The sequence below is a fragment of the Nonomuraea solani genome (assembly GCF_900108335.1).
GTDB lineage: Bacteria > Actinomycetota > Actinomycetes > Streptosporangiales > Streptosporangiaceae > Nonomuraea > Nonomuraea solani.
The window spans coordinates 12,290-27,968 of sequence record NZ_FNVT01000022.1; the positions used below are offsets into that span (position 1 = coordinate 12,290).

General features: G+C 70.2%; 16 protein-coding genes. 1 reads left to right on the forward strand and 15 read right to left on the reverse strand.

The genetic code is table 11. The annotated features are described in order from the left end of the window. Positions 1–500 precede the first annotated feature (500 nt). The gene (locus tag C4V41_RS48520; protein ID WP_235030870.1) at positions 501–1,550 is read left to right on the forward strand and encodes a phosphotransferase; all 1,050 of its coding nucleotides are present in this window, start codon (positions 501–503) and stop codon (positions 1,548–1,550) included. 17 nt (positions 1,551–1,567) lie between these two features. Here C4V41_RS48520 and C4V41_RS48525 read toward each other — a convergent pair whose 3' ends face one another. From C4V41_RS48525 to C4V41_RS48595, 15 genes are all read right to left on the reverse strand, one after another. Then, positions 1,568–2,674 carry a zinc-binding dehydrogenase gene (locus C4V41_RS48525; RefSeq protein WP_103962852.1) on the reverse strand — a complete coding sequence of 369 codons (1,107 nt, stop codon included), beginning with the start codon at positions 2,672–2,674 and terminating at the stop codon, positions 1,568–1,570. Positions 2,675–2,697: 23 nt separating this feature from the next. After that, on the reverse strand, positions 2,698–3,876 hold the full coding sequence (locus C4V41_RS48530) for a DegT/DnrJ/EryC1/StrS family aminotransferase (RefSeq protein ID WP_160150649.1): 1,179 nt from the start codon (positions 3,874–3,876) through the stop codon (positions 2,698–2,700). 8 nt (positions 3,877–3,884) lie between these two features. Then, positions 3,885–4,274, reverse strand: coding sequence for a cupin domain-containing protein (locus C4V41_RS48535; RefSeq protein ID WP_103962854.1), 390 nt, complete (start codon positions 4,272–4,274; stop codon positions 3,885–3,887). 12 nt (positions 4,275–4,286) lie between these two features. Beyond that, positions 4,287–5,228: a phosphotransferase family protein gene (locus C4V41_RS48540; protein ID WP_160150650.1), complete on the reverse strand. Its 942-nt coding sequence runs from the start codon at positions 5,226–5,228 to the stop codon at positions 4,287–4,289. A 5-nt stretch (positions 5,229–5,233) separates the two neighbouring features. Further along, positions 5,234–6,247: a Gfo/Idh/MocA family protein gene (locus C4V41_RS48545; RefSeq protein WP_160150651.1), complete on the reverse strand. Its 1,014-nt coding sequence runs from the start codon at positions 6,245–6,247 to the stop codon at positions 5,234–5,236. Positions 6,248–6,252: 5 nt separating this feature from the next. Next, a complete protein-coding gene (locus C4V41_RS48550) occupies positions 6,253–6,861 on the reverse strand; it encodes an AAA family ATPase (RefSeq protein ID WP_103962857.1) in 609 nt (202 codons plus the stop codon). After that, entirely contained in the window at positions 6,858–8,375 is a 1,518-nt protein-coding gene (locus C4V41_RS48555; RefSeq protein WP_103962858.1) for a glycosyltransferase family 2 protein, read from the reverse strand. The genes C4V41_RS48550 and C4V41_RS48555 overlap by 4 nt, the downstream gene beginning before the upstream one ends. Next, positions 8,362–9,237, reverse strand: a complete 876-nt coding sequence (locus tag C4V41_RS48560; RefSeq protein WP_103962859.1) for a glycosyltransferase family 8 protein — start codon at positions 9,235–9,237, stop codon at positions 8,362–8,364. The genes C4V41_RS48555 and C4V41_RS48560 overlap by 14 nt, the downstream gene beginning before the upstream one ends. Continuing rightward, complete coding sequence (locus tag C4V41_RS48565) at positions 9,234–10,217, reverse strand: NAD-dependent epimerase/dehydratase family protein (RefSeq protein ID WP_103962860.1); 984 nt, start codon at positions 10,215–10,217, stop codon at positions 9,234–9,236. Before C4V41_RS48565 ends, C4V41_RS48560 begins: the two co-directional genes overlap by 4 nt. Next, positions 10,214–11,404, reverse strand: a complete 1,191-nt coding sequence (locus C4V41_RS48570) for an adenosylhomocysteinase (RefSeq protein WP_103962861.1) — start codon at positions 11,402–11,404, stop codon at positions 10,214–10,216. The genes C4V41_RS48565 and C4V41_RS48570 overlap by 4 nt, the downstream gene beginning before the upstream one ends. 175 nt (positions 11,405–11,579) lie before the next feature. Continuing rightward, entirely contained in the window at positions 11,580–12,188 is a 609-nt protein-coding gene (locus C4V41_RS48575; RefSeq protein ID WP_146104065.1) for an HAD family hydrolase, read from the reverse strand. Between the two features lie 12 nt (positions 12,189–12,200). Then, positions 12,201–13,547: a helix-turn-helix domain-containing protein gene (locus tag C4V41_RS48580; RefSeq protein ID WP_160150653.1), complete on the reverse strand. Its 1,347-nt coding sequence runs from the start codon at positions 13,545–13,547 to the stop codon at positions 12,201–12,203. Between the two features lie 298 nt (positions 13,548–13,845). Further along, entirely contained in the window at positions 13,846–14,961 is a 1,116-nt protein-coding gene (locus C4V41_RS48585) for a CIR N-terminal domain-containing protein (RefSeq protein WP_103962864.1), read from the reverse strand. Positions 14,962–15,022: 61 nt separating this feature from the next. Continuing rightward, on the reverse strand, positions 15,023–15,160 hold the full coding sequence (locus C4V41_RS62425) for a hypothetical protein (RefSeq protein WP_160150654.1): 138 nt from the start codon (positions 15,158–15,160) through the stop codon (positions 15,023–15,025). Between the two features lie 230 nt (positions 15,161–15,390). Beyond that, positions 15,391–15,648, reverse strand: a complete 258-nt coding sequence (locus C4V41_RS48595) for a hypothetical protein (RefSeq protein ID WP_103962866.1) — start codon at positions 15,646–15,648, stop codon at positions 15,391–15,393. Positions 15,649–15,679: the final 31 nt, after the last annotated feature.

Genomic DNA, 15,679 nt, shown 5'->3' on the forward strand with positions numbered 1-15,679 from the left:
CTCGTCTTTCGTGGGGTTGTCTTCGTTCGTGTGCGACGACAGCGTGAGCGTGTCTGTAGCGAAGGTCCCGCCAAGCCATCAACATCTGCTCGGCTCCGGAGACGAGCCCGAGGACGGCCGTGTCGGCGATGGCATCCCCCGGCTGGGCGGCCGAAGCCAGGTAGTAGATCAACCGAGCAGCGCCATGGCGTTCCAGCAGGTGAACGTCCACGTTTCCTGTGAGCAGGACACACTCACCCCCACCGGCAGCACTTTCAGCAATCGACGATCACGAAGGGGTGCGGGGCGCGTACCAGCAGCCCGCACCTCCAGAGAGCATCCCGTACCGGTGAACAGACCACCCAGCAAGGTCACCTCCGCCAGACCGGCCGTGACCGGCGGCTTCGGAGGAGTCCGCGCTAGTCCACCCCTCTGGCAACCCAGAGCGCTTGGACTTGTTGGCTGCCCCTTGCATGTTGGGTGTGCATGCTCGGGTTAATCTGACTACCGTCGTGGCCGTGATGACTTCAGCGGCACTGGGTGTTTTCCGTGACGGGCCGGACGCCGAGGACCTGATGACGGTACGGCAGGAGTTCGGGCTGGGCGCGATCCAGGACGCGACGTTCCTCGCAGAGGGGCTGATGAACCGTAACTGGCGCCTGGACACCGTCACCGGCGCGTACGCGCTCAAGCTGTTGCGCGACGTCCCCGCGGAGACCGCGCGCCGCAATGCGCTGGTTCTGGGCGCGTTGGCATCGGCCGGGCTTCCGGTCTGCGCCCCGGTGAAGACCCGCGACGGGGCTGCCGTGCTGGAGATCGACTCACGTCACTATCTGCTCTCCCCGTGGGCGCACGGCACCCACATCGAGGGAGTCGACCTACCGCTCGCCGAGGTTGCCGACTTCGGGGCGCTGGTGGCCAGCCTCCACCAAGCCCTGAGCGATCAAGCACCCGTACTTCTGCCGACGGCAGATGTCCGACCCCGCGCGAAAGTGACCAGCCCAGATGTGGCGCTAGCCAAGGCCGACCGGCTGTTGACCGCGATCAGCGCGATTGACGAGCCGAACACCTTCGACGAACAGGCCCGGCAGCTGCTGGAAGAACGCAAAGTGCTCCTCGACAAGCATGGAGCATCCCCTCCGGCCGAGGGCGAGGCTCCCGGACCATTCGGCTGGACCCACGGCGACCTGCAGTACCGCAACGTGCTGCGCCGTAAGGGGAAGGTTACGGCTGTGCTCGACTGGGACCGGGTCGCGGTCAAACCCCTCGCTGAGGAGGTGGCCAGGACCGCGCAGGTGCAGTTCGGCGGCGAGCTCGGTCGCCTCGATCTGGATCGTGTGGCCGCCTTCGTGGGCGGCTACCGCACGGTGATGCCGGTGTCGCGCGCTGATCTCGCCGACGCGGTGCACCGGTTGTGGTGGAAACGCATGTCCGACTACTGGATCTTCGAGTTCCATTACGACCGCGACGACCACGGTCCGGACTCGCTGATGGCCCCCAGCGAGCGGCTCCTGGCCTGGTGGACCGACCACCGCCAGGAGGTCGAGCACGCCTTCGCGGCGGGTACCTGACCCACCCGGCCAACCGCTCAGAATTCGATCATCGCTCGGACTCCTTTGCGGGCGGCGGCGTGCTCGAAGGCAGTATTGACCTCCTCCAACGGCCAGCACGAGGTGGCCAGCTCGTCGGCGACCAGGTGGCCGCCTGTGACCATGCGCATGTAGGCGGGGATGTCATGCCGGGAGCGGACCTCGCCCATCACCGATCCGGCCATGCTGCGGCCGTGCCGAAGCAGCGACGCGGGCAGGCGGATGTCGCCGCCTGCGGGCATCATCCCGACGATGATGGCCTGCCCGCCGGGGGCCAGCGTGGAGAACGCGGCCGTGGCCAGGTCGGGTTCACCGACGGCCTCGACCGCGACGTCAACGCCCCGCTCCCCGCCTGCCGCCATGATGGCGGCGATGAGATCGTCAGTTCCGGTCGAGGTGTCGGTGGGGTCGAGGGTTGCGGTCGCACCGAGAGCAGCGGCGGCGTCACGGCGGTGAGGTACGGGGTCGACGGCGATGATGTGGGCGGCGCCGCCGATCCGTGCGGCCTGAATCGCGCCCAGGCCGACCCCGCCGCAGCCGATCACGAGCACCCTCTGGCCGGGGCGCAGGCGCGCGGTGTTGAAGATGGTCGCCGCCCCGGTCGTCAGGCAGCAGCCGAGCAGCGCGGCGGCGGCGAAGCTCAGGTCGCCGGGGATGGGGATGACCCCGGCGGCGTCCACGAGCATGAGCTCGGCCAGGGCGGACACGCCCAGATATTGGCGCAGCGGCTGGTCGTCGAGGCAGAGCCTGCCGCGCTGGCGGACTTTGGCGGAGACGTCGGTGCAGTAGACCATCCGGCCGGACAGGCATGGGCCGCATCGTCCGCACGGCATCTGGTCGCAGACCAGGACCCGGTCGCCGGCCTGGATCGAGGTGACGCCGGGGCCGACCTGTTCGACGACTCCGCTGGCTTCGTGGCCGAGCACGGTGGGCGTGGGGTAGGGGAAGCGGCCCTGGGCGAAGTGCAGGTCGGTGCCGCACACGCCGACGCTGGCGGTGCGGATCAGTACTTCGCCGTGTTCGGGCTCGCGCAGCTGAACGTCGTGGATGGACATCGGCTTGCCGGGCTCGTGCAGGACGGCGGCGCGCATAGTGAGGGTGGCCATCGAGTTCCTCCTGGGTTCGCGGTTCACAGGGAGCGCAGCGTCGTCGCAAGGACGGCGGCGAGCTGGTGCATGTAGTCGGGTACCGGCAGGTCGGGGATCTTCAAGATCAAGGTCTGCTGGCGGAAGCGCTGGTAGCGGGGGAAGTCACGCACGTCCGGAGGGGTCCACCGGCCGCGCATGTGAGGCCAGTAGCGTTCGATCACAGCGGGTTGCTGCAGCAAGGGTGTCGTCAGCCAGTCGGGGTAGAGCGCCCGGACCGGCAGGCGTGCTGCCGTGCATGCGGCGTTCAGGGCGTCCGGGTCGAGCACCGGCTGCAGCATGGTGAACGGGGTGCCGTACCAGCCGCGTACCGAACCGTCAGGGACGGCCATCGGGGCGAGCGGCAAGCCCATGGCGTCGATGAGCTGGGTCAGGAGGGTGAGGTTGGTCGCGGAGTCGCTCATGCGGCTGGGCAGGGATCGCAGTTGCTCGCGGGCGATCACCGCGGACAGGGCGGGGATGCGGAACTTGTAGGAGGCGCCGGCCAGGGGCAGCGGGTCCGGGTGGGTGAGCTCGGCGGCCAGCCGGTAGGGGTGATGGCCGACGGTCATGGCCCGCTGGTAGAGGGCGCTGTCGGAGGTGGTCATGATGCCGCCTTCGCCGCCGGAGACCGCTTTGGACTCCTGAAGGCTGAAACAGCCTGCCGCCCCCCACGAGCCGACGGGGCGGCCTTGATACAGGGCGCCGTGGGCGTGGGAGCAGTCTTCGACGATCGGGACCGGTAGGCCGGTGAACTCCCGCAGGGCGGCGGGCACGCCCCAGGCGTGGGTCACGAGGACGGCCGAGCAGTTCGCCGGGTCGATCTGGGCGGGGTCGAGGTTCGGCGAGTCCTCGGTGAGGTCGGCGAAGAGGGGGAAGCTGCCGGCGTGGAACGCGACGGTGATCGCGGAAATCCAGGTCATCGGCGACATGGCCACCCCCGCGTCGGGCGTCGCGCCGGCGGCGTGCAAGGCGGCGTGCAGGGAGGCGGTACCGGAGTTGAACGACAGGGCGTGCGTGGTGCCGGCCGCGGCAGCGAAGGCGTCTTCGAGAGCAGCGCAGGCGGGTCCCCGGCCGATCTCGGACAGGGAGCCCGACCGGAGCAGGTAGGTCACGGCCGCGATCTCGGTCTCGCCGTACTTGGGACGTCGAGGGAACGGCACCGTCATCTGCCGCATCGTCATCGCGCCGGTCATAGCGCCGCCGTCTGAGCGGGGACCAGGTGCTTGGCGGCGTCGGCGAGGGTTCGGTGCAGGTGCTGGCCGCTGGCACCCTGCGGCAGGGACCAGGACAGCCAGAACACCTCCAGGTCTTGGACGCTGGTGACGGCCAGGACGTCGTGATCGGTGTCTGCCGGGGTGTAGATGATGTCGCCAGGCTGTACCTGCAGGACGCTCTCGCCCACCGAGATGGTCCCGGTGCCCGCCATGACGAACCAGAACTCGTCGAAGTCGTGGTGGTGCCGGTCGAAGCGGCTGCTGCCATCGGCGCGCAGCCGGAACCGTCCGGCCGAATGGGTCGGGCAGCCAGGTGGCCGATTCTCGGCGGTCAGTCGTTGCCCGGATGTGGTGCGGATCAACATCACGCGTGCTCCTTACGACAGATGGGCGGGCAGGACGGTCGGGCTGTGGGAGGTGATCGCCGCCAGGTCGGCGGCCAGGCAGTCGGCGATGCGGTGGGCGGGCTCGTTCTCACCGCGGCGGGTGTGAAAGAGCAGCAGGCTGCTCGCGATGCGGGCGCGGTGCAGGGTCAGCGCCCATGCCCGGTCGAGTTCGACGCCGTCGGGGAAGTAGCCGTGCAGCAATGCCTGGGCCATCTGCGGGTGCTCGCGCACGCTGAATCCGGCGATGTCGGCCAGGGGGTGGCCGCCCCGGGCGCTCTCCAGGTCGATGAAGCCGCTGATCGCGCCGTCGGCAGGGTTGAGGAAGATGTGCCGGGCGGCGCAGTCGCCCACCAGCAGGCGCGGGCCGGCATCGCGTAGGCGCCACAGGTGGCCGGAGACGGCGCGGTGGGCCGCCTGCGCCAATCCGCCGGCCGGAGCCGCGATCGCCGGCGGGGCCGGGTGTGGCAGGAGCGAGTCGAGCAGGGTGTGGTGCGGGCCGCTTCCGGTGGGGGTGAGTCGGCCGTAGCCGTGCACGGCGATGGTGTGCGCGCGGCGCAGCAGGGCGCCCGCCTCTTTCGCAGCGCGCAGCATGGCCGGGTACGGGGTGGAATCCCAGGTGTCCAGGAGACCCTCTGCCCCGGTCAGCGGCACGCCCGGGCACCGGGTCTCGACGCAGATCGACGCATCATGGAAGAGGACCTCCGGCGCCGGTACTCTGTGTCTGGCCAGGGCCCTGGCGGCGAAGGCTGCGGTCCCGTACCGGGGTCTTTCGCGCCGTGGTGTTTTGACGATCAGCGCGCGGCCATCGAGGGTGTGGCCAGCGAACACGATATTGTCCGCCCCTGCCCCGAAGAGTGTCAGCCCGCTGCGGTCCAGCACGATGCCCGCGCTGGCGATCGTTTCGGTGAGCCGGGCAGCCACGGCAGCATGCATCGGGGTCACCGCCATGCCTCCGTCATGTCGGTGGGCTGACCGGTGCGGGCGGAGCGCAGCGCGGCATCGAGCAGGGCGATCGAGCCGAGCGCATCGGGCAGGCACGGCCCGCCGTGTACGGCGTCGAGCATCGCGGTGATGCGGGGGCCGTGCCCGTCGGGCGGGGTGGCCATTGCGGTGATGGTCGGGTGGTCGGGGTCGACGTCGTGGAAGGTCGCCACCGTGTCCAGGCCGTTCCACTGCCAGCCGATGCCCGGCTGGTCGATGCGCCAGTGTCCGTCGGCGCAGGTTCGGTGGGCCATGCCGGTGAGGCTGCCGGTGAAGCCGCCCCGGAAGGTGAACACCGACCCATCAGCGAACGCTACGGTCGCGGCGGCGATAGAGCAGTGCGCGCCCAGGAACGGCAGCGGCGTCTCGGTGCAGTGCACCGAGACGGGGGCGGCGCGGATGAGTTGCTGGATCTGGTCGAAGGCGTGCACGGCCAGATCCGCCACGGCGGGAAAGGTCAGCTGGGATCGGAACCCGGCGGCCGGAAGGCGGACGAACATGTCCTGGCTGATGGTGTAGGGGCCCGCTCCTGCCGCGTGCACGAGGTCGCGGAAGGCGAGAAACCTGCGGTCGTGGCCGCGGTTGCTCATCACGGCGAGCACCAGTTCTCGACGGTGCGCCAGTTGCACCAGGTCGCGGGCTTGGTCCAGGTGCAGCGCGAGGGGTTTCTCGGTGAAGACGTGCCACCCTTGCTCCAAGGCGGTCTGGGTGTGCGGTGCGTGCAGGTCGGCGGGCGTCAGGTTGACGACGATCCCCGCGACGATCCCGGAGCCGTTCGCAGCGAGCGCGGACTCCAGGTTCGCGAACCACGGCACCTCGGCCAGGCCGGAGCGCTGGGCGAGGCGGGTGGCGGCCTCACGGTCGACATCGACCAGGGCCGCGATGGTGACACGCCGGTCGGCCGACAGGGCGCGGATCCACCGGCCGGCGATCAGCCCGCACCCCACGATGACGACGTTAATCGGGTTCATCGGGTTCATCGCAGACCCTCCAGGTACGGCTTGAGCAGCCCGCACGCGTGCTCGAGCACCTGATCCGCAGGCGATGCGGCGTCCAGGCTCAGGCAGATCGGGGTGATCGGGGCGCGGAAATGGGCGTGGAAGCCATCGGCGAAGACCGCGTCGTAGTACAGCGGCGGCATGCCGGGGCGGCCCTTGGCCCGCGCCGCCAGCACCTCATGACCGGCCTGTAGAAGTAGGGTCACCTCGGGCACCACCGCCAGGCCCTGAACGATGTGCTGCTCGACCAGGATGCGGGCCGAGGCGTTGGCGTCCAGAGTGCGGATCGCGCCGACCGCGCGCAGATGGGCCAGGAGGGTGTCCACGGTCCGGTCCAGAACAACGTGCGCACCGCGGCCGACAGCGGCCCGGACGTGGCGCGCCCGCAGCTGTTCGATCTGCAGGTGCTGGGCGAGCGCGTCGTGCTGCTCGGCTTCGCTGGCCGCCAGCGGAGCCGGCAGCAGGGACGGATCCGGAGCGGCGTGGTAGTAGCAGGGCACGACGCAGGTGCGGCCCAGCCGGGCGGCCAAGGCCGAGGCCAGCGTGCTCTTGCCGGTACAGGACACACCCTCTAATCCGATGATCATCGTGGTGCTCCTTCACGGCGGTGAGTCTTCGGCGCCGGCGATGCGGTGCCGGTCGGATGACGGCCTCGTACGGCGGCGCCGAGCGCCTGCCAGGGGCCGATGCTGCGCAGCAGGTAGGCGGCCAGCAGCTCGGCGGAGTCTCGGACTATCTGCCGGGCAGGCATCGGCCCCGGCCGGGCGCGGGCGAGCATGAGCACGGGGACGGTGCTGGCCAGCAGCACACCGGCGCAGGCCGTGACCCTGAGCGCTGGTGCCGAACGGGGAGCCAGGGCGGCGGCGAGGGTCACCGCGGTCAGCGGGCCGGCCGCCAGCCAGGCGGTACCCCGGTAGATGGCGACGGCGGAGATCAGGCACCGCTGCCCCACCGATCCGGCTCCCTCCTGCGTGGCCGCTCGCATGAGGGCGGGGTAGTCGAGGTAGGAGCAGAACCAGCGGCGGGTTTGGGCGAGCACTTCGGCCGCCGAATCCGGTGCGGGCACGGCGCCCACTAGGGGGACGCTCACGGTGGGGATGGCGCGCAGGGTGAACCGCACGCCGGTAGGTACATCGTCCAACACGGTGGTCTCCGGCAACCCGCCCACCTCCGTCAGGACGTTTTGCCGCAGGAACAGGCCGTGTCCGACGGGCTGGGACAGGCCCGCCTTCGCCCGCGCCGTCCAGCCGTCCCGGCCGATCCAGTGGTGGTAGCGGCGCGCGTAGGGGATCTCCCGGCGCAGCGTCCACACCGTCTGCAGCGTCGCCGACCCGCGCACGAACGCGTGCGCGAGGCGGCGGCCAGGGTACGCCGCGGGCGCGACATGCGGAGCAACGTGCAGGGCGTGCTGCTGCACCACGGGCGGCCCGTGCGGCTGTGAGGAGAGCAGCGCGTAGGTGGCGGTGAGCACGTCTCGGCTCGGGCGGGAGTCGATGTCGTAGACGGCCAGGTAGTCGTACGGCCCGAGTGAGCGTGCGGCGTAGTTGATCTGGGCGGCTTTGCGTCCGAGACCGGGGTAGGTGAGGTGGCCAATCCGCGGCCAGTCCTCGGCGGCCAGGAGCTCGTCGATGACGTCACGGGTGACAGGGGTGCGGGCAAGGATCGCTTCGGCGGCCTCCACCGTCAGGTTCCCGCCGGTCGCGGCGCGGGCGCGGTTGAGGTCGTTCAGGTCGCGTGCGGCCACCTGCGGAAACTGCGACGCGCTCAGGCGCCCGCTGCGGCTCACCGTCTCAGAGAGGAGGGCACGTTCATGTTCCTCGCGAGCGGTGGACACGAACGTCACGGTCATGCCAGGAAAGACGGGCAGGGTCTGCCGCCACCAGGCGAGCGCCGCCCCGACATGCCCCTGCTCCCGCAAGACCGGGACGATCACCTGCACCTCAGGCGGCCGGCCGCTCTGAAGGGGTGTCTCCTGCGCTTGGCGGCCGTGGCGCAGCCAGGTGAGCGTGCGGCTGAGCTGCCAGGCGCCCGCCGTGTGCCTGGCCACCATCCCCGCGGCCGCGACCCAGGCGGCGGCCCGCACCGCCTCACCAGCCCGCATCGGACTCCGCCTTCACCACGGCCTGCAGGAAGCGCTGGTAGGTGTCCTTCAACCGGCCCGGCGGGTAGTCCTGCTGCCAAGGCTTGGCCGGTCCGGCGTAATGCAGGATGGCGGCGTGTGGTTCGTCGGCCAGCAGCGTGGCCAGCGGTTCATACGGTTCGGCGTCCGCGTGCCGGTAGCCGGGCTGGGCTGCCAGCGCGGACAGGGCGAAGGTGTTCCAGCGCCGCTCCAGGCGCAGCCACCGGTCGGCGGCGGCGACGTTCAGCGCGTCCTGGTCCCACAGCACCACCTTGTCGGGGCGCTCGATCAGGAATCGGCGGGCATCGGTGAACAGGCCTTGCCGTTCGCACACGGGCAGGTCCATGAGCATGACCCCGGAGTTGAAGTAGTCCCGGCCGTGCGGGAGACGCAGCTCGGCCCAGCCGGGCAGTGCGATCCCGGCGCCGATCACGGGATTTTGCGCATCTCGCACCGCGCCCAGCGCGGCGCTCCCCAGGTCTGTGAGCAGCAAGGGGCGCAGCTCTCCCAAGACCAGGATGTCGGCGTCCAGGTAGAGTACTCGCTCTTGGTCGCCGAGTGTCTGCCCGATTTCCAGCCGCAGGTAGACCGCTTCTGACACCCATCCGGACACCGGACCGGCAGCCGCGGGCGTGATGGGGCGCAGGCCGACGTCCAGCCCGAGCCGGTCGCCGTGCCGGTGGAGCAGCGCCCGGCTTCGGAACGACAGGTTCTCGTGCAGCACCCAGATCCGCAGCCCGGCGTTGCCGGGGACGGCGGCCAGCGATTGCAGCAGCACGGTCAACGGCCGCACATACCCGTCATCGACGCAGCACACGATCGGTGCCGGCGGCCGTTCCATCATGCCACCGCCCCCGCCGTGACCTGCCGGCGCTCCCAGGCCAGGGTGCGGGCCAGGCCCTCGCGCAGGCTCACCTGCGGCTCCCAGCCCAGCACGCGGGCCGCCCGGGTGATGTCGGGGCGGCGGCGGCGCGGGTCATCGGCCGGCAGATCAACGAAGGTGATCGGCGAGCGGGAGCCGCACAGGTCGCGGATCAGGTGCGCCAGTTCCAGCACGGTGATCTCGTGGGTGCCGCCGATGTTGACGGGGTCGGCGAACCCGCAGGTGAGCAGCCGGATCAGGCCCTCGACGGTGTCGTCGACGTAGCACAGCGACCGGGTCTGGGTGCCGTCCCCGGCGATGGTGAGCGGGGCCCCGGCGAGCGCCTGCCGGATGAAGGTGGGGACCATCCGGCTGTCGGCGCCGGACATCCGGGGCCCGTAGGTGTTGAAGATGCGGGCGATCGCGGTGCGCACCCCTGTGCGGCCGGCCTGCGCGGTGACGGCCTCGGCGAAGCGTTTGGCCTCGTCATAGACGCTGCGCGGCCCGATCGGATTGACGTTGCCCAGATAGGACTCGGCCTGGGGGTGCTCCAGCGGGTCGCCGTACACCTCGGAGGTGGAGGCCAGCAGCAGTCGCGCGCCCTTTTGGCGGGCGAGCTCGGCCATGTTCAGCGTGCCCAGCGCCCCCGCCCGCAGCGTCGCTACCGGCAGCGCCAGGTAGTCGCGGGGCGCGGCGGGCGAGGCCAGGTGCATGATCGCGTCCAGGGGGCCGTGGACGGGGTGCGGCAGCGTCACGTCACCGTCGAGGAAGGTGAAGGAGCGCTCGCCGGTGAGCGCGCAGAGGTTCTGGCGGCGTCCGGTCGACAGGTTGTCGAGCCCGATGACGGACGCACCTGATCGGATCAGTTGTTCGCACAGGTGGGAGCCGACGAACCCGGCCGCCCCGGTGACGAGAACGCGGGCACCGTCAAGATCTCTGCTGGCAAGATCATGGCTGGTCATAGGTGTCTCCCGGATCGCGAGCCGAAAGTCTCGACCCATGCGGCGGCGGTGGCCGCGCGCGCAGCAGCGGGCACCTCGTAGAGGCCGGGCGCGTGCTGCTGCTCAGCGAGCAGCGCGGCGGCTAGGATCATTTCGGCTTTGATGAGGTGAATGGCCGAGCCCATCGCCGAGGTGTGCAGGAAATTGACGGCATTGCCGTTGCCGAGCAGGAAGAACGACTTCCCGCACCCTGCGCTGATCTTGGACACGCCGGGGATCAGCTCCTCCCGGACCATGCCGTCGCCGGGACGGGCCAGGACGGCCAGGTCGAACTCGTCGTCGCGAGAGGTCGCCCCGGCCAGGAACGCCCCCTCGCGCAGGAACGGGAGGTGCTGCATCCCCAGCGCGCGGTTGCCCGTCGCGGAGAAGACCAGATCGGCGCAGGCCAGCACGTCGCTCAGGCCCGCTGAGCCGTAGCCGACCGCAATGGCCTGGGCCTGGCGGACCGGGTCACTGTCCACCACCAGGACGCGCACATGCCGGGCGTGCAAGGCGGCGGCGATACCCGCGCCGATCTTCCCGTAGCCCAGCACACATGCCTGCCGTCCCGGCAGTACCTGGCCGAGGTGGCGCAGCAGCGTCTCCACCGAGAACACGATCGCCTCACCGACCAGCCGGTCCTCAGGCTCCTTCAGCGGACTGCGGGCCACGCTGTAGATGCCGCACGGCAGCGCGGGCAGCGCCTCATAGCGGCGGTGCCCGTTCTCGGTGTCCTCGACCACGCCTGCGACCTGGTCCGGCAGAGCCGCGCACAGCGCGGCCAGGGCCGGGGCGAAGTAGCCGCCCACATCTGACAACACCACCCGGCGGCCTTGCGCGCGCTCGCCCACGTAGTCGGTGAGCCAGCGTGGATCGGCGCACCGAACCCGATCCAGTCGATCACATCGAAAGGCCGCGGCGGTCTCCTCCCGCACCAGCGCGTTGACCGACTTGGGCTTGGGCAGCACCGCGGCGATCGGCGTCGTGTGGTCCAGCGCTGACAGGAAGTCCATCTGCCCGGGCAGCAGATGGGAGATGACCAGAGACGCGGCGTCGGTGGCGGGCAACGTGGAGGCCAGCCAGGAGAAGAACATGTCCGCCGGAGCCGGCGGAGCCGACGCGAGATCGGTCAGGCGCTCGTGAGGGGTGGTCAGGCGGTGAGTCAGCACTGGCCACCACCGGTGTGCTGGTCGCGCGTGACCTGAGGCAGGAGCGTGCACGGCATGGTCATCGATCGCCTCCCGTGGGCAGAAGCGGAATCTCCACTCCGGAAGGTAAGCCGCCCAGTCCTCTCACATGCGGAACCCGGTTACGGGGTAGGAACCAGGGTGCTATCGCCCCAGGTCAACCGAGCTGAAGAAGGTCCTCCAACTCCGCGACGGCCGCATCTACGTTGGCGAACAGCACGCCGGCCATGCCGAGCCGGGTGGCGGGCGGCAGGTTGTGGGCGGTGTCATCGACGAAGACACACTCTGACGGGGCCAGGCCAATCTTGTCGAGGGTGAGCTGATAGATCGCCTCACCGGGCTTGCGGAGCCCGACCTGATCGGAGATCACCACTGCGTCGAACCGCTCCTGCAAGGCATAACCGGCGTAGGGGTCGTAGACGCCGGTGCCCCAGGAGTTCGACAGCACCGCGGTGGCGATCCCCGCGCTACGGGCGCGCGCAACCAGGTTCAGGACCGGCTGGCACGGGCGCAGGTCGGCGAGCATCCGGCCCAGCAGCCCCGCGGGCTCGACTCCCAGCAGACGCGCCACGGTGGCTTCGTACTCGTGCTGGGACAGGCGCCCGTCCTCCACGGCGGCCAGCGCGGCACTCCCCTCCGAGGTGCCGCGCAGCACGTGTTCGACGGCGTGGGCGCCGAGACCTTCACGCACCCCGAACGCGCGCAGCGCCCCGTAGAAGTCGGTGGTGATCACTCCACCGAAGTCCAAAATCAGCCCGCGATACACCGGCACCTCCGACTACGACATCGCCTTCAACGCGATGAGCTTCTCACCCAGCCGCCGCACCGTCGCCGTCCGGGCGGGCCGCACCGCGGTGAACAGCTTCTCCACCCGGCGCAGACTGTCGGCATGCCGCGTACTCTCGATGATCCTTAACGCGTCGATGGCGTGCTCGGCACCGTCATCGATCTTGCGGTCCAGCACAAACGCTTCGGCCAGGTCGATGTGGGCGGTGCAGCGGTGCTTACGCAATGCCGGATCCAGCCGGCCCAGCGCGCCCAGCAGCGCGTTCTGTGCTTCGCCATACCGTCCCAGGCGCATCAGCCCCCCGCCTCGATAGGCCGCCAGCTTGTCGACGTTGAACACTCCGATCCCCAGCCATGGATCAGCCAGATCAGCCAGATCAGTGCGCCCCAGGTGGCAGGCCGCCTCATCCAGGAGAAACTCACATTCCCGGTCCTCACCGGAGGAGGCGTGCATCTCCGAGGCCACCGCCGACAACCAGCCACGAGTGACCGGGTGGATCCCTCGCCCCGCCAGATCCAAAGCGCCCCGGGCGAAGCCGAGGCCGCCCCTGCGGTTACCGCTGTAGGAGGCATGAAAAGCCCGGCACCCGAGCGCGAACCCCAGCAGTTGCGGGTCATCGATCTGCTGGCCGGCCCGCGCCGCGATCGCCAGGTACTGCCGGGAGGAATCGAAGTCGCCCAAGTCCAGCATCAGCATCGTGCCGACCAGCGCGCCCATCTGCCCGATCATCGACACCACACGGTCATGGTGCTCACCGGCGTCCGGCGCCAGTTCCAGCAGCACGTTCAACGTGCCGTAGGCCGGACCGATCAAGGAGAACGCCGAGGAGGACCGGTAGGCGCGGCGGTAGCCGAGCGTGGCCTGCTCCAGCCCCTCCACCGTCTCGCCATCCAGCCGGACCCGGCCGGCTCGAACCGACTCGAATCTATCGCCGAGGTCATGGGCGTGCGCCGGATGAGTCCGCAGCAAATCCAGCATGGTCATCACCGAAGCGGCAGCCTGCCCGAAGAACCATCGGCGCTTCACCTCGTCCCACATCTCCCAGTCACGTGGATTGATCAACAAATGCATCAGCTTCAGGGTCTGCCCCTGCCCGACCGGCACCTGCCGATGTCCGGTACGGGCCTCCAGCGCGAGCAGGCACTCCAGAGGAATCCCGACCAGCTCAGCGATCCTCTGGGCCAGGCTGAGGCTGTCCAGCCGAATGACGCCCGTTTCGACTTTGGACACCCAGCTCTCACTGCGCCCGATCAAAGCGGCGAAGGCCACCTGCGACAGCCCCCTCCGTCGGCGGGCCGCGGCCACCTGGCGCCCGACCAGGACGTCGACCTCGTTCATGGCGCACCCGCCGTCTCGAGTCCGATAACCGTCGCCCGCCCGCGCCCGGCACCACGAAGCTAACCCACCCCCCATGACATGACTATGGCTATCGTGGTCGCCTTACCGGTCATGTGACAGTGGCCACGAGATACGGTTCTGAGCCGAGATCAAAGGCCATTGGCACAGCCTTACGTCCCCGGCGATCTTGAACGGGCGCGACCGTACAGGTCAGGAGACCCTCTCCGGGGGATGGCCCCGGGGCGGGGACGTGACACCGGGCTGGGGTCGCAGCCGGGCCGGTGATCTACCTCGATTGTTACCACTCGTCGTCGGGCGTGGCGGCCTCGTCGGACTCCCGCCCCGCCGGGTCGGCGATGGCGAAGCCCTCCAGCGCATGCGGCACGTCCGGGGCGTGCTCGCCGGTGCGCTGCCGGGCGGTCCATGCCTGGCGGTCCTGCCGGCGGCGGGCCACGGCCATGGCCTGGGCGAGCATCGCGCGGTCGGCGGCGACCTGCTCGGCAGCATCGCGCGGGGCGCCCTCGCCGGAGGCCTGCGAGGGCGCCGGTGGCGAAGCTGGGCAGGTGGTGCTGGTTTCGTGCAGCTGACGGCGCAGCTGGGCGATCGCCTTCGAGGTGTGCTCGGGGTCGGCCAGGCGCAGCGCATCGGCCGGGGTGGTGCGGATGAACGCGTCCGGCGGCGCGTTCGGGGTGACCGCCGCGGTGACGGCCTGCAGGCGGAGCTGGGGCAGGGTCAGCTTCATGCGGTTCTCGGCGAAGCGCACGCGGCCGGCGACGGCCTGGCGGGTGCCCCAGTCCGGCCGCATGATCGTCAGCAGCGTGACCAAGCTGTCGCGCACCAGATCGGCGTGGCCGTCGTCAGCCAGGCCGGGCAAGGCGGTGTCCATGCGCTCTGGCCTACCGTCCCCTCCGCCGGCCCGGGGCGCCTCTTGGGCCAGATCCGGCGAAGGTTTTGACGGAGGGGTCCCTGGCGGCAGGGGACCGCGCTCGCTCTCCGTCGTGCATGTACACGGTCGCGCGCGCCTGCGCGCAGGGAAGGAGTCGTGCACCACCTCCGCCTGACCCAGCTTCTCCACATGGCTTGCCAGGGTGTCGGGAGCGATCGTGAACTGGAGGTTGAAGCCCAGCTTGGCCGGGCCCGGCACGGTCTTCAGCTTGCAGGTGACCTTGTGGACGGACGCGGCGGCGACCTCACCCGTTCCGACCTTGCGCGTCTCGGTGAAGCTGAGGGCGTTGGCACCGGCGTACCCCTCCTGCCGCAGCCGCGCTTGTAACGCCTCCAGCTCCAGCAGGGTCGCCGCACTGCGGGTGGGGTCCGCCTGCTGACGCAGTTCGTCCCGCTGGCGGCGCTCCAGGTCCGCCCGCTGCTGGTCCCGCTCCACCTTGGCCTGGTTTGTGCGGGTAGCGGCCACCATGGTTGACCACATTGCGCAGGACCGCCCCGCGGTGCGCCAGGACCTGCTGGTGTACCTCCTGTCACAGGTCCGCCTGTTCTCGCAGCAGGCGTTGCACGGCGGCCCGGGGCAGGACCAGGTCCGTGATCGCCTTCTCCGGGCGTCCGAGCGCCCGAATGTGGGCCAGGAACTTGCTCCAGTAGGCCTGCTGTATCGCCATCGCTCCTCCAGACAGATCCGCACCTCGATGCTTCCTCTCGATGACATGGCCGAGACCTCGGCTCGGGGGAAGCTTTCCCTACGTGCCCGCGCGCCCCAGGACCGGCGCCAGGGTGCCGGGGGCAGCGCGCGGGTCCTCCTACAGGTCGGCGATGATGACCGGCCGGATGTGGCTGGTGTCCAGGCCGTCGAGCTGGCCATGCAGGACCAGGTGGAACTGGGCCTCGGGGATCAGTCGGGTAGGTCGATCTCGGTCTGCTGGCCGCGGAAGTAGCGGTAGCAGGAGATCCTCCCGCTCTTGCGGAGCTCGCCCAGGGCGCGCCGGACCGCCTCGGCGGGCAGGTGTGAGCCCTTGACGAAGGCGGCGATGGTGACGATCAGCGGCCCGGCCGGCACCTTGGCGGCGTCAGTCCGGATTTCGCGGGCCAGGTAGTCGGTGACGTCGGCGGGCGGCTCGGCGGGGCTGGTGACCTCCAGGTCGTCCAGCATGGCGGCGTTGCGTGCGCAGCGGGCCGCTGTG